We start from the raw sequence: 13,379 nt of genomic DNA, 5'->3' as shown, positions 1-13,379 counted from the left end.
CGTCCTACTCGTGATAATTATAGGCGGAAAATCCGTGGCTTTTGACCAGCTCGTCGCGCGCCGCCGACTGCAGGTCCTCACGCATCATTTCCGCGACAAGGTCTTCAAAGCGCGTCGTCGGCGTCCAGCCGAGCTTTTCCCGCGCCTTTGCCGAATCGCCGAGCAAAGTCTCCACCTCCGCCGGCCGGAAATAGCGCGGGTCTACCGAAACGATGCATTTGCCGTTGTCGTCAATGCCTTTTTCCTCGACGCCCTCGCCTTGCCAGCTAATGGCGATGCCGGCCTCCTTGGCCGCCGCATTCACAAAATCCCGCACGCTGTATTGCACGCCGGTCGCTATGACAAAATCCTCGGGCTGTTCCTGTTGCAGCATCAGCCACATCATTTCCACATAATCCCTGGCGTGGCCCCAGTCGCGCTTGGCATCGAGATTTCCGAGATAAAGACAGTCCTGGAGGCCGAGCTTGATGCGCGACAGGGCGCGGGTAATCTTCCGGGTGACGAATGTCTCGCCGCGCAGCGGACTCTCGTGGTTGAAGAGGATGCCGTTGCAGGCATACATGCCGTAGGCCTCCCGGTAGTTGATCGTGATCCAGTAGGCGTAGAGCTTGGCGACCGCATAGGGCGAGCGCGGATAGAACGGCGTCGTCTCGGTCTGCGGCACCTGTTGGACAAGGCCGTAGAGTTCGGACGTCGAGGCCTGGTAAAACCGCGTCTTTTTCTCCAGCCCGAGAATACGGATCGCCTCCAGCAGCCGCAGCGCGCCGAGCGCGTCCGAATTGGCCGTGTATTCCGGCTCCTCGAAAGAAACGGCGACATGCGACTGGGCGGCCAGATTGTAGATCTCGTCGGGCTGCACCTGCTGGATCGTCCGCACCAGACTCGACGAATCCGTAAGATCGCCATAGTGCAGGATCAGCCTCGGGTTTTCCACATGCGGGTCCTGGTAGAGATGATCGATCCGGTCGGTATTGAACAGTGAGGACCGGCGTTTGATTCCGTGGACGGTGTAGCCCTTGCCCAGAAGGAATTCCGCAAGATAGGCGCCGTCCTGCCCGGTGATTCCTGTAATTAACGCAACTTTGCTCAATGTCCGGTTCCTGTCGTTTGTCTGGCCTGTTCCGACCGCCGCCGTTCCTAGCAATCCGCATCGCCAATTGAAAGCCCAATCCTTGTTTCGTGAGGCGCGCCGCCGGCGGCAATGGCAAGAATCCGGGATTGTCGCAAAATGCATTCGAAGCGAAATAAATTCCCCTATTTACATCAAATTCATTTCGTGCTTCGTATCAATAAGACATATTTTGCATATTGCGACGGAGATTGCCATGGAAGCGTTTCCCGATGAGGCATTGAAGAACCGCCTTGGTCCGGCGGGTCGGCGCGAGCCTTGGACGATTGAACTGCTGCATGCGCTGCTCGAGGAGGAAGGGCCGGCAACCTCGAAACGGACCGTCGAACGCAGTGTCGCGTCAAAAGGCTTGCTTCCGCCGGCGCTTTCGCTTGTCGATATTGTCGATGAAAACGAAATCCCGGTGCGCAAATACGCGGCCGAGGCCCTTTTGCAGAGGGCGCGTTCCGAACGCGCTGTGTCCCTGTTCGTGCAGGTACACCGGACACCCTCAGGCCGCCCGCTGCTGGCGGCCAATGACGGACGGCAGGCGCGGCGCTGGGTCTTTCTGAGCCGCCCTGACCCGGAGGACGAAGAACTGGTCGAAGCGCTTGCCGCGCTGTGCGGCGACGCCGCCGACAAGACGCTGCTGTGGCCGCATGCCGCGCTTTGCGGGCGCTTGCGGGAACTTGCCGACCCGGATTGCAGGATCGCCGGAAATCTGCAGTCCGCGCTCGCTGTCTATGCCCCCTCCTGTGCCGGCCCCGCCGCCGGAAGCGGCCGCGGCACCGCGCCCCGTCCGGCGACCCTGTCTCACCTCGATCGCCTGGAAGCCGAGAGTATCCACATCTTGCGCGAGGTCGCCGCGACTGCCGAAAACCCGGTCATGCTTTATTCGGTCGGCAAGGATTCGTCGGTCATGCTGCATCTGGCGAAGAAGGCCTTTTATCCCTCGCCTCCCCCGTTTCCGCTTCTGCATGTCGACACCGGCTGGAAGTTCCGGGAAATGTACCAGTTCCGCGATCGCATGGCCGCCGAGGCCGGCATGAAGCTGATCACCCACACAAACCCGGAAGGGGTGGAAAGGAACATCAATCCGATCGACCACGGCAGTTCCGTGCACACCGACATCATGAAGACGCAAGGTCTCAAGCAGGCACTGGACGAGCACGCATTCGATGTCGCCTTCGGCGGCGCGCGGCGCGACGAGGAAAAAAGCCGCGCCAAGGAGCGCATATTCTCCTTCCGCACCGCCAGTCACCGGTGGGACCCGAAGAACCAGCGCCCGGAACTCTGGAACCTCTACAACACGGCGATCGGCAAGGGCGAAAGCATCCGCGTCTTCCCGATCTCCAACTGGACCGAGCGTGACGTGTGGCACTATATCCACCGCGAGGAGATTCCCATCGTCCCGCTCTATTTCGCCGCCATGCGTCCCTTCGTCCGGCGCGACGGCATGCTGATCATGCTCGACGACGACCGGCTGCAGCCGATGGACGGCGAGGAAGTCGAATTCGGCAGGATCCGTTTTCGCACCCTCGGTTGCTACCCGCTGACCGGCGCCATCGAGTCGGACGCCTGCGATCTCGATTCCGTCATCCTCGAATTGCTTCGGGCCAGAAACAGCGAGCGCCAGGGCCGCGCCATCGACAGCGACGCGGCCGCCTCCATGGAGAAGAAGAAGCAGGAAGGGTACTTCTGATGACCGCGCGACAAGAGATCGAAGCATATCTCGAAAACCAGGCCGGTCTCGAGACCCTGCGCTTTATCACCTGCGGCAGTGTCGACGACGGCAAGTCGACGCTGATCGGCCGCATGCTGTACGAGGCCCAGATGATCCTCGACGACCAGTTGTCCGAACTTGAAAGGACCTCGTCGAAGATCGGAACGCAGGGCGAGGAGATCGACTTCGCGCTGCTGGTCGACGGGCTGAGCGCCGAGCGCGAACAGGGCATCACCATCGACGTCGCCTACCGCTATTTCGCCACCGATCAGCGAAAGTTCATCGTCGCCGACACCCCGGGGCACGAACAGTACACCCGCAACATGGTGACCGGCGCCTCGACCGCCGACGCAGCGGTGATCCTGGTCGATGCGCGAAAGGGCATTCTCGAGCAGACCCGCCGCCACTCCTTCATCGCCTCGATCCTCGGCATCCGCCATATCGTCCTGGCCGTCAACAAGATGGACCTGGTGGATTTCGACCAGGCGGTCTTCGACGACATCGTCACCGACTATACGGAGCTCTGCGAGCGCTTCGCCTTTGCAACCGTAACGCCAATCCCCGTCTCGGCGCTGGCGGGCGACAACGTCGTTGCCCGTTCCGTCAACACGCCCTGGTATCACGGCCCGACGCTGCTCGGTTTCCTCGGCGCGGTGGACACGCGAAAGGCGCTTGTCGATCACGGATTCCGCATGCCGGTCCAGTGGGTCAACCGGCCCAATCTCGATTTCCGCGGCTACGCCGGAACGATTGTCGCAGGTAAGGTGGCGCCAGGCGACGAGATCCGCATCCTGCCCTCGGGCGAGACCGCGACCGTCAATTCGATCGTCCTCGGCGACACGGAACTCGGCGCCGCCGAGGCGGACCAGGCGGTCACGCTGACGCTTGACCGGGACGTCGACATCTCCCGCGGCGACGTCCTTGTCGCCGCCAGGGAGCCGTGCGAGACGTCCGACCAGTTCGAGGCGAAGCTCGTCTGGATGGCGAAGGACAGCGGCTTTCACGGCCGCACCTATCTGATGAAGACCGGCACGGCAACCGTGAACGCGACGATCTCGGAAATCCGCCACACGTTCAACATCAACACCTTCGAGGAGATGATGGGCCGCTCGCTGGAGCTCAACGACATCTCGGTCGTTAAACTCGCCCTCGACCGGCCGGTCGCCTTCGAGACCTATGCGGACTGCCCGCCGATGGGCGCATTCGTCCTCATCGACCGACAGACCCGCCAGACGGTCGGCGCCGGCATGATCGATTTCGCCCTGCGCCGCGCCGACAACGTGCACCGCCAGGCGGTGACGGTGAACAAGAAGGCGCGCGCCAGGCTCAACGGTCATCCCGGCCGGGTCCTGTGGTTCACCGGCCTTTCCGGCTCGGGCAAGTCGACGGTCGCCAACGCACTTGAGCGGAAGCTGCATGCCAAGGGCTTCCGCACCTATATCCTCGACGGCGACAATGTCCGCCTCGGCCTCAACCGCGATCTCGGCTTCACCGACGCCGACCGGGTGGAGAACATCCGCCGCATCGCCGAGGTCGCCAAGCTCATGGTCGATGCCGGCCTGATCGTCATGACCGCCTTCATCTCCCCGTTCCGCGCCGAGCGCCAGATGGCCCGCGAGATGTTCGAGGAAGGCGAATTCGTCGAGATCTTCGTCGACACGCCGCTGGAAGTCGCCGAGGAACGCGACCCCAAGGGCCTCTACCGCAAGGCAAGGCGCGGCGAACTGCCGAATTTTACCGGCATCGACAGCCCCTACGAGGCACCGGAGCGGCCGGAGTTCCGGCTGGAGACGCAAGGAGGTTCGGCGGAGAAGCTGGCGCGTTCCCTGCTTGAAGAGCTGAATCTGGAAATCAACGACTGAGCCTTTGCAAAGCGGGCCGGATCACGCTAGAAGCGCCGCAGGATAAGGCGGTTTGCAATTCCGGGTTATGCGAGCCTCCACGAACTGGGCGGTGCAACTTTGGGTTCGATCTTTGCCGACGCGATCGGCGATTTCAGGGACGGTCTGTCACGCTGGCGGGTGTGGGTCGCGCTGGCCAGTGAGGACATTGGCGACCAGCACAAGCGAACAACGCTGGGGCCCATGTGGCTGCTGCTCAATTACCTCGCATTCGCGGGCACCTTCATCTTGATCTTCCGCCGCGGCGAAGGCATCCCGCACTACGAAACCTACGTGGCGGTCGGGCTGTTCGTCTGGCTCTACATGTCAGAAGCGATCACGCAAAGCGTGTCGCTTTTCGTTCGCGAGGAGAACTTCATCAAGGGCACGACCCTGCCCCTGTCTGTCTACGTCATGCGGTTGACAATGCAGTCGGCCATCCGCGGCGGTTACATGCTTGCCGGCTGCCTGGCGCTGCTTGCCGTTGTGGGCACGTCGCTGTCCGTTGGCTGGCTTTGGGCAGTGCTCGGGCTTTTGGTCATCGCGCTGACGACACCCGCTGCGATCACGGTGTTCGCCATGGGCGGCGCGTTTTTTCCAGATCTTCAGTTCGTCGTCCAGAACGTCATGCGCCTGGGCCTGTTTCTCACACCGATCTTCTGGACGGTCGGAAGCGGCGGCGGCGTGCGGCGCATCCTCGCCGACTGGAATTCGTTCTCCTATTATCTCGCCATCGTACGGGATCCGGTTATGACGGGCGGCATCCCATTGACGGCGTTCGGCATCTGCCTGGCGATCGGGGCCGTGCTGTGGCTGACGGCGTTTTTGCTGATGGGCCTGTTCCGCAGGCAGATCGTCTTCGTGCTCTGATGGTTTCGATCCGCGTGAAAGACCTCCGCCTGATCTACAGGGTCCGCCAGAAATTGTCGCTGGCGCCGCGAAAGCATCGAATGGCTAAGGCCGGCGGCAACATCCACGGCACCGGCCGCAACCGCTATGTCACGGCACTTGACGGCATCAGCTTCGAACTGAAGGCCGGCGACCGGCTCGGGCTCGTTGGTCCCAATGGCGCGGGAAAAACGACACTGCTCAAGGTGCTCTATGGCATCTATCCGCCGACCAGCGGCAGCGTCGAGATAGAAGGCCGCGTGGATGCGCTGTTCAACATCCGGCTCGGATTCCGCCCCGAAGCCACCGGCCGCCGCAACATCGAACTCCGCGGCCTGATCAACGGCTGGACCAGCGACGAAATCCAGGAACGCATGGACGATATCATCGCCTTCTCCGAGCTCGGCGATTTCATCGACCTCCCCTTCAAATCCTACAGCCAGGGCATGGCCGCAAGATTGGCCTTTTCGATTGCAACCAGTTTCAAGCCGGAGATACTGCTGATGGATGAGTGGATCGGCGCGGGGGACGAGGCGTTTCAGGAAAAGGCGCGAGGGAGGATGATGGAAATGACGGAGAATGCAGGTATCTCGGTATTGGCAAGTCATAACAATACGCTAATCGAAAAATATGCAAATAAAATTCTTCATCTTGATGACTATTAGTTGAATTTTTCAATAAATGAAAAATTCTTGAATATTTACTTTAGGATTGCAGGTATAAAATCAGTATTAGGTCAAGCATAGCAAAACGCATTTGAAGACACATACGGCAACCTGCGGGTTGAGTGATCGTTGATCCATCGCGCACTGAAGCGCGTCCGATTCTCATAAAGTAAAATGCCGGACTGAGTTGTAACTATTGCAACTTAAAATCTGGTGCCACAGTCTTCCATTTTTGAATATAGTCCTCTGCCGCAACATCCCCTTCACGCGCCTTTATGTATAACACAGCATCATTAAGCGCCGCCTGTCCGATTGCTCGATCACGTTCGCTTAAATTTTTTTCCTGCGATAGATCGTGAATCACCGCCTCGGCAAGGCGCGGTGGTGGGACCTTGGCACTACGGTCAGGCCCGAGAAGCTGTGGCGGCATGGCTCGTATTCCAAGCCCCGCAGTCCAAAGATGATCAAACATGAACGTATGCGGCGCAATGTTACGACGAAATCCATTGGGTAGTGCACCTTTTTCCCAGTCCAGCGCCCGCTGCCAAATGTCAGAATAGATATCCATCGCCGCCGACGTACCGTACGCGATCCGATCGCCTATTGAGTCGCGATGCTTCACCTTATCGGCGAAGATTTCAAATGGATACAAGGGCGCGTGCGAAACCATATCGCTGCGCAATTCCTTGTCAGGACGGATGCGAACAACCAGGTCGTAACGCCGTCCAAGGCGACGCTCAGCCTTGCATTTCATCTGATTGGATTTCCAGATGTGATAATACATCTTGATCTGGTTTCGCGGTATGCGTGCGCGAAATAATTTCGCATTGGAGGAAAATCTTTCGGCAATGCGGTTCTCGAACTCATCTTCATCGGCGATAAATATTTCCGCATCCGGATAAAGCCGGGACAGGGCGTCATCCGTAACCAAGTCGCTTTCACCAAGTTCAACCATGACGTCTTCAATTGACGGAAACTTTCTCAAAAAATTGTTGCCGTAATATTCAAGCGGCACGCTATTCACAAAGTGATCATGAAAATAAGTTTGAAGATTAGCGTGAAAACCCGACATCTTTATCCCGCGTCGACGCCAGGTTGAAATGAAAACATCAGCCTGCAGATCATCAATCATGAACTTTTTGATTGTCGGATAGGCGAGATCAAAACCGCGGAGTTGCCCAGAAATGCACACGGCAACCCGATGGCGACCAGGCTCCGGCTGAAACGGTTGTTGCCCCGCAATCGATTCTGAATACGCCTCGTTAACCCTCACCCAATTGGCATCCTCGGCGCGCAACCCTTTTGCTTTGACTTCCCCACGGCGGTACAAAATTGACGCAAATCTAACGCCATCAGTGGAAGCAGGTGACTGCGCACTCTCAACACCATTTTCGAAATACCTTTTCATGGCCGTGAGTTCATCGTCATGTCGACCTGCCGCTGAAAGGTGACGAAAATACTGATGCCAATGAAGCGCGCTACGCACCCTCTCCGGTGTTTTCTCCAACAACCTAAGAGCAGTTTCATGTTCGTTGAGTTCATGAAGGATGTCGGCACATTCCGACGCTAATTCGTCTCTTGCCTTAACAGCGCTCAATGCGACCATCAATATTACGGATGCTTCGGAATACGCACCGCGACGCGCAAGCGTTTTAGCAAGACCGGAGTACCCTTTTGGATTATCCGACCAGCGCAAACATATTTCGCGAAACAGTCGCTCGGATCGCTCGCGCTGGTTTGACGCGAATGCAACCTGCGCGGCGTGGTGAAACACCGCAAAATCATCCTCATAGTCGGCAATGACACCGTCATATATGGCGTTTGAGTCATCCAGCCGTTCAAGTTTTGCTAAATCGCGCCCCGCTGTTACGCGCGCATGCTTGTTTTCCCTTGACGGTACCTTCGTATGCGGAATGATATCCCGCCAAAGAGCGACTGCCGCTTCTATCTTCCCAGCGCGCGAGCATCGTGTCGCCTCGTCGAGCATCTTATCCAGTCTATTTTTTCTCATATGAAAGTTGCTATCGCTTATCACGCCCATAGAATGATTATTGGTGTGCCCGTCGTTCAAAAACACACGTCATAAAATCCTGGAATGTTTCCTGAATCAGCAACGGCACTCGCGATGCGAAGTAGGAACGCCAATCATCAAAATCCGACCAACCATGTAAGAACACGAAATCGAGTCCAGCCCGCGCCGCCGCGTCAGCGTCATATCGGCTGTCACCGATAAATATGCCGGGCCGCGTCATCGCGCCACTCGCAAATTCCCGGGCGAGTATCTCGTCCTTGCTGTCGGGGGAACCGAAAACACCGTCGAAAAAACCGATGAGCCCACGCTCGGAGAGAATAGAACGCAACTCAATTTGCTGGGCGCCGGAAACAACGTAGAGCAAAACACCGTCGTCACGCAGGACCTTCAGCGCCTCACGCAACCCAGGCGCCTCTTCGCAGGCGATGACACCATTCCACAACTCCCGGCTGTAGGCAGTCATCAACGCATTGAAGGCGTCGTCCACTCCTTCCCTAAGACCAACAATCTCGTTCAAAAAGCGATAAAACTTGATCTCCCGCCCAATACCGCAATTGTGCACATGATAATCAACAAGCGCACGCGCGTTGTGTTCACCATACGGCAACGCAGCGCGAAACATCGCGTCGCGTTTTACACTATTGGAATTGAGAATAACGCCATCGCAATCAAATACCCATGTCCGCCAAGGGAATCTAAAGGATTCGGTCACGATTGTCCTCTCCTCGAATTCGGTTACGCTCGATCCCGGCATCAAAGAACAATCTCGCCGTCTCCGCCGCCTTGTACCGCATTTCCCGCCAAGCGCGCTCCGAATAATAAGCCGTATGCGGTGTTATCGTGAAGCGTCCGCGCAGCCATGGTTCTGCTCGGCGCCAAGCATCGATAAGCGGATGATCCGTGGGCGGCTCGCTCGGTAATACGTCAAGCGCTGCTGCGAGAAGGCGACCGGATCGCAAACCGTCCTCAATCACGTCCAGCGAATTGATGAGTGCGCCACGGGCAGTGTTAACCAGAATCGAGCCAGGCTTCATCGCCGCAATAAACGACTCGTCTATCATACCGGTAGTCGATGCATCGGCTGGGCAGTGAACGGTAACAATATCAGCTTGCGACAACAGGGAATGTAAGGATGTGGCGCGCTGATAATCAAGGGCTTTTTCGTGGCCGGACGGGACGTTAGGATCGTACCCGACAAGGCAAACCCCAAAGGGACGCATCCGCCGCATGACCGCCGATCCGATACGGCCAACGCCAACCACGCCGAGCGTCCGGTCGCGCGAGCGCTCCAACGGCGCGAGCGTATGTTCTTGCCAACCTTCGGTATAGTTTCGACATTGGTAATCATATTCGGCGATACGGCGCAGATGCATCAAGATCATAGCAACGGTGGTATCGGCAACTTCTTCCGTGCCATAATCAGGCGTATTGCAAAACGCTATCCCTTGAGCTTCGAGTGCAGCGACGTCAATCTCATCGAATCCGACGCCGTAACGCACGACGATTCGGCATTTTTTCAGCATTTTTGCAACGCGCTCAGTGATCGGCGCGTGCCAGACGAGAAGAGCGTCCAGATCAGCTAGGCGATCTGCGTCGAAGTCCGTTTCTTCATGAGCGTTCAGCCAGACGATTTCCCAATCATTGCCGAGGGCCTCCCGTTCAATCGCATGGGGTTCCTCGACATAATCGGTAACGCCTACTTTGTATGTCATCAAGACATCCGCCCCAATGTTATCTCATTTACGGTTTTGGAGATTTGTGTTGCCGCTTCGTGAAAAATACCCGTGTCGTTCTGATAACAAATCAGGCGCACACCGGCATCACGGACAATTTCTAACATTTCTCGATCATTGCACAACGTGCCACAATGAACGCCGTGCTCGGCGGTCATCGCCGCAATCTTCTTCACCGAGTCAGTAACATCAGGATGTTTTACATTACCGGTCTGTCCAAGCGATTTCGCAAGGTCGTAAAGACCGACGTAGACAACACCCAGTGACTCACCGAACTCTGTGAGAATGTCAGGCAATGCTGTGAGGCCGTCTGTACCTTCGATCAGAATGCCAAGAAATAGTTTCTCGTTCATCTCCTTCATACGCGTGCCGGCATCAACATGGGTGAAGCCGCCCGCGCGCGTAAATGGAGAATGTCCGCGCGCACCCTGCGGCGGATAAAACGCAAATTGAACAAGTGACTGGACTTGCGCAAGTGACGATATATTCGGCACGAGCAAGCCGTGGGCACCGCTATCGAGCGCGCGAAGGATCGCAGACTCATCAACGCCGGGCGGGCGCAGCAAGGCCGCCGCTCCGTGCGCCTCCGCCGCACGAATCTGATCACACGCGCCGACGAAATGATGCGGTCCGTGCTCCATGTCGATGACAACAAAATCAAACCCAGCATCCGCTAGAATCTCTACAACGGTGGGGTCGGGAATAACATTCCACGTTCCAAGTACTGTTTCGCCGGCATCAAGGCGCGCCTTCAGCATGCTACCGTTCCTCATAGCTAGGTCCAGTTCGATGGATCACCAAGGTCATAGGGGATCTTGTCTTCAGTAAACCCGCGATCGCGCAGCCAGAAATCGATAACGCGGAACTGCCATTCGCTATCAACGTCAAAGCCGAAATCATTCATCAGTGCCTTCGACTTGCGACCCATCCACTGGAAGGGCTGCATCCCTTCGGACATGCGAGTGAAGCAACGCCAACGCAGGACTTGAACGGAAAGGTCACAAAAATAAACGCCTCCTTGACTCGACCGGATCGACGAAACTTCGCCATCAAAAGCCTCGAGCGGCACGAAAGGCTCGATATCCCCCTTTTCCGTGACGCGGCGTGCTCGCGTCGGGCTGAACATGTCATAGCGGCAAACTGAGAAAGCTGAATCGTAGGTTTCGTCCATCCGCAAAATTTCGACGCCTTCGTTCAAAAGCTTCACGTCAATAGCTGGATTGTTAGCAAAGAGAAGACAGACAATTTCTGGTGCGCGGCCGATACGACGCTCCATTTCGTCAGCAGCGTGTGTCAAGGCATCTTCTGTTAGCGCGTCGGGCGTCGCGAGTTCAGGTGGCCGCTCAATATGCTCGGCCTTATACTTCGCACCGATCTCCGCAATACGAGGACTGTCGGTGGATGTAAATAACCGGTCAACGCCCATAGCGCGCGCGGCGATAAATCCGTACTCACACATCGGACGCCCGACAATCTCGCGAAAATTCTTTCCCGGAACGCCTTCACTACGATCCTTGCCAATCAGCAATCCACAAATCATCTTCGATTTCCCAGCCTATCGGTTAAACTCAAAATCGTTCGCGCTCACCGAATGGACGGCCACATCTAGCGCCCTCGAGGCGTAGCCCCACTCATTGTCATACCAAGCAACAATCTTAACCAGGCCGCCGCCTATAGCCTTGACCCATTGCATATCAATCACGGCAGACCACGGCTGACCCTGGTAATCTAGCGAAATCAACGATTGCCAATTCAGCGCCACGAAAGGCGAACCGTCGAAGGCGGAATTCAATATGTCTTCAAGCTCCGCCTGAGACAAATTCCGGTCGAGAAGAAGTGTGAGATCAGCGCTTGCGACTACAGTGTTCGGAGTTCGATATGAAAAGCTGCCGATGCGCTCTGCAAGATCACCCAACACCGGCTTCAACGCCTCTACAGCCGTCGTGTTTTTCGGGATTAACGAACCAACACTCGTCCTGCCCAAAGAATAGTCTTTCCAGACGTGTCCAGGATCTCGCTGCGACGCAACCGGCGCATCAAGAAGGTTCTGATAATTCAGCCACGGATGCAGCGTCGTCACGCTACCGCCAATGACACCAACAGCGTCATTCAGCGCTTTCAAAGGATGCGCGATCGCGTTGGCGTCGCAAATTGAACTCGACAACACATGGTCTGCACTCGGATTGTATTCTTTGTGGTTGATACCCATGATGACATGCATGTCTATATCGTTCTTCGGCGAATGCGTGACAACAACCTTTCGAACATCATCCCGTGCAACCAGCTCGTGCGAGGCAACGACATTAGATTTCACCCCGGAGCGGGGATGTCCCGTTCTCTGTTGAAAAAGGAACGGGCAGCGTTGCGGTTTCATGATTAGGCGGCCTGCGCCATGTCGTCAACCTGGTTGCTGTCGCCCGATCCTGCGCCATGTCTGTGGAGAGCGGCTTTGAGGATCGGCAGTTGCTTGCGAGCATTGAGTCGGCGGAAGCCCTTTGCGGCTTCGAGCATGCCTGCGGCGGTCCAGCGCAACGCCATCTTCGCATTGCGCCAGCGCTTGACGTTGCGACAGACCTGGCGGATCACGCTGTTCATCGACTCGATGATATTGGTTGAGGCCAGCGACCGGCGCAATTCCAGCGGCAGCCCGAGGCGGGTGACGGTGAGGATCTCGTCAAGCCCCTCGAGGATGGATTGCGACACGCCGGGAGCATCGTCCTCAAGCCGGCGCGCCAGATTGCGCAACAGCCGTTCCGCCTTTTCGGCGTCGTCCAGTTCCCAGGCCTGCCGCAAGGCCCGGCGCACGGCAACGCGATGCTTCGGGTCGATCCGGTCGGTGATATTGCGGGCCTTGTGGACCTGGCATCGCTGGATCGGGGTGGTGGCGCCGAAGGTCCGGCGGATCGCCTTGGTCAGGGCCTTCGCGCCATCGACGATGAACAGCCGGCAGACTGTCGGATCCAGACCCCGGTCCATCAGATTGTCGAGCAGGGCCTGCACCACGGCGGCGTTCTCCGTCGCGCCCTCGATCACGCCCAACGGGTGCTTCGCGCCGTCCGCGTCGATCCCCACCGCACCGATCATCAGCAGGTTGTCGTCAAGATGAAGCCCGTCGATCTGGATGACCAGAAGATCAAGCTCGGACAGGTCGGACGCCATCCATTCGGCAAGGCGCGCCTCGGTCAGCGCCTTGAAGCGGCGCGAAACCGCCGACTTCGACAGCCCGGCGCCCGCAGCCGCGGGAACACCGGCCTCGGGCAAGCGCACCGCGCGGCCGAACTTGCGCGTCGAGACGTTCATCAGCATCAGGTTCATCGCCCATTGCTGCAGATAGCCGCCTTCGGCCGCTT

The 13,379-nt window shown here is 57.6% G+C and carries 11 protein-coding genes and 1 pseudogene; 4 read left to right on the top strand and 8 right to left on the bottom strand.

Annotated elements, in window-relative coordinates; all coding sequences use genetic code 11:
• Positions 1 to 4: 4 nt before the first annotated feature.
• Positions 5 to 1,090, bottom strand: coding sequence for a GDP-mannose 4,6-dehydratase (gene gmd / locus E4M07_RS00060; protein ID WP_136656248.1), 1,086 nt, complete (start codon positions 1,088 to 1,090; stop codon positions 5 to 7).
• 814 nt (positions 1,091 to 1,904) lie between these two features.
• On the opposite strand from gmd, the pseudogene cysD reads away from it, so the two are divergent.
• The 4 genes and pseudogenes from cysD to E4M07_RS00040 form a co-directional block, all read left to right on the top strand.
• Positions 1,905 to 2,810: pseudogene (gene cysD, locus E4M07_RS29450) on the top strand (sulfate adenylyltransferase subunit CysD); the annotation flags it as partial.
• Positions 2,810 to 4,693, top strand: coding sequence for a sulfate adenylyltransferase subunit CysN (gene cysN / locus E4M07_RS00050; protein ID WP_136656246.1), 1,884 nt, complete (start codon positions 2,810 to 2,812; stop codon positions 4,691 to 4,693). The pseudogene cysD and the gene cysN, both read left to right, overlap by 1 nt.
• A gap of 99 nt (positions 4,694 to 4,792) precedes the next feature.
• Positions 4,793 to 5,581 carry an ABC transporter permease gene (locus E4M07_RS00045; protein WP_246660325.1) on the top strand — a complete coding sequence of 263 codons (789 nt, stop codon included), beginning with the start codon at positions 4,793 to 4,795 and terminating at the stop codon, positions 5,579 to 5,581.
• On the top strand, positions 5,521 to 6,264 hold the full coding sequence (locus E4M07_RS00040) for an ABC transporter ATP-binding protein (protein ID WP_246660324.1): 744 nt from the start codon (positions 5,521 to 5,523) through the stop codon (positions 6,262 to 6,264). Before E4M07_RS00045 ends, E4M07_RS00040 begins: the two co-directional genes overlap by 61 nt.
• A 193-nt stretch (positions 6,265 to 6,457) precedes the next feature.
• Here the strand turns inward: E4M07_RS00040 and E4M07_RS00035 are convergent, their stop codons facing one another.
• From E4M07_RS00035 to E4M07_RS00005, 7 genes are all read right to left on the bottom strand, one after another.
• On the bottom strand, positions 6,458 to 8,335 hold the full coding sequence (locus E4M07_RS00035; protein ID WP_136656245.1) for a hypothetical protein: 1,878 nt from the start codon (positions 8,333 to 8,335) through the stop codon (positions 6,458 to 6,460).
• The gene (locus E4M07_RS00030) at positions 8,313 to 9,008 is read right to left on the bottom strand and encodes an HAD family hydrolase (protein ID WP_206057143.1); all 696 of its coding nucleotides are present in this window, start codon (positions 9,006 to 9,008) and stop codon (positions 8,313 to 8,315) included. The genes E4M07_RS00035 and E4M07_RS00030 overlap by 23 nt, the downstream gene beginning before the upstream one ends.
• Positions 8,992 to 10,008: a C-terminal binding protein gene (locus tag E4M07_RS00025; RefSeq protein ID WP_136656243.1), complete on the bottom strand. Its 1,017-nt coding sequence runs from the start codon at positions 10,006 to 10,008 to the stop codon at positions 8,992 to 8,994. Before E4M07_RS00025 ends, E4M07_RS00030 begins: the two co-directional genes overlap by 17 nt.
• The gene (locus tag E4M07_RS00020) at positions 10,008 to 10,787 is read right to left on the bottom strand and encodes an aldolase/citrate lyase family protein (protein WP_169054032.1); all 780 of its coding nucleotides are present in this window, start codon (positions 10,785 to 10,787) and stop codon (positions 10,008 to 10,010) included. Before E4M07_RS00020 ends, E4M07_RS00025 begins: the two co-directional genes overlap by 1 nt.
• 17 nt (positions 10,788 to 10,804) lie before the next feature.
• Positions 10,805 to 11,569 carry a cytidylyltransferase gene (locus E4M07_RS00015; protein WP_136656241.1) on the bottom strand — a complete coding sequence of 255 codons (765 nt, stop codon included), beginning with the start codon at positions 11,567 to 11,569 and terminating at the stop codon, positions 10,805 to 10,807.
• Positions 11,570 to 11,584: 15 nt separating this feature from the next.
• The gene (locus E4M07_RS00010; RefSeq protein WP_136656240.1) at positions 11,585 to 12,403 is read right to left on the bottom strand and encodes a hypothetical protein; all 819 of its coding nucleotides are present in this window, start codon (positions 12,401 to 12,403) and stop codon (positions 11,585 to 11,587) included.
• 2 nt (positions 12,404 to 12,405) lie between these two features.
• Positions 12,406 to 13,379 (bottom strand): IS256 family transposase (locus E4M07_RS00005; RefSeq protein ID WP_136656239.1); only part of this gene is annotated, 974 nt, incomplete at its 5' end.

It is taken from the genome of Nitratireductor sp. XY-223, from assembly GCF_004959855.1.
Classification (GTDB): domain Bacteria; phylum Pseudomonadota; class Alphaproteobacteria; order Rhizobiales; family Rhizobiaceae; genus Hoeflea_A.
The sequence above is the reverse complement of the archived record's forward strand: the minus strand, read 5'-3'. Positions and strand labels throughout refer to the sequence as shown.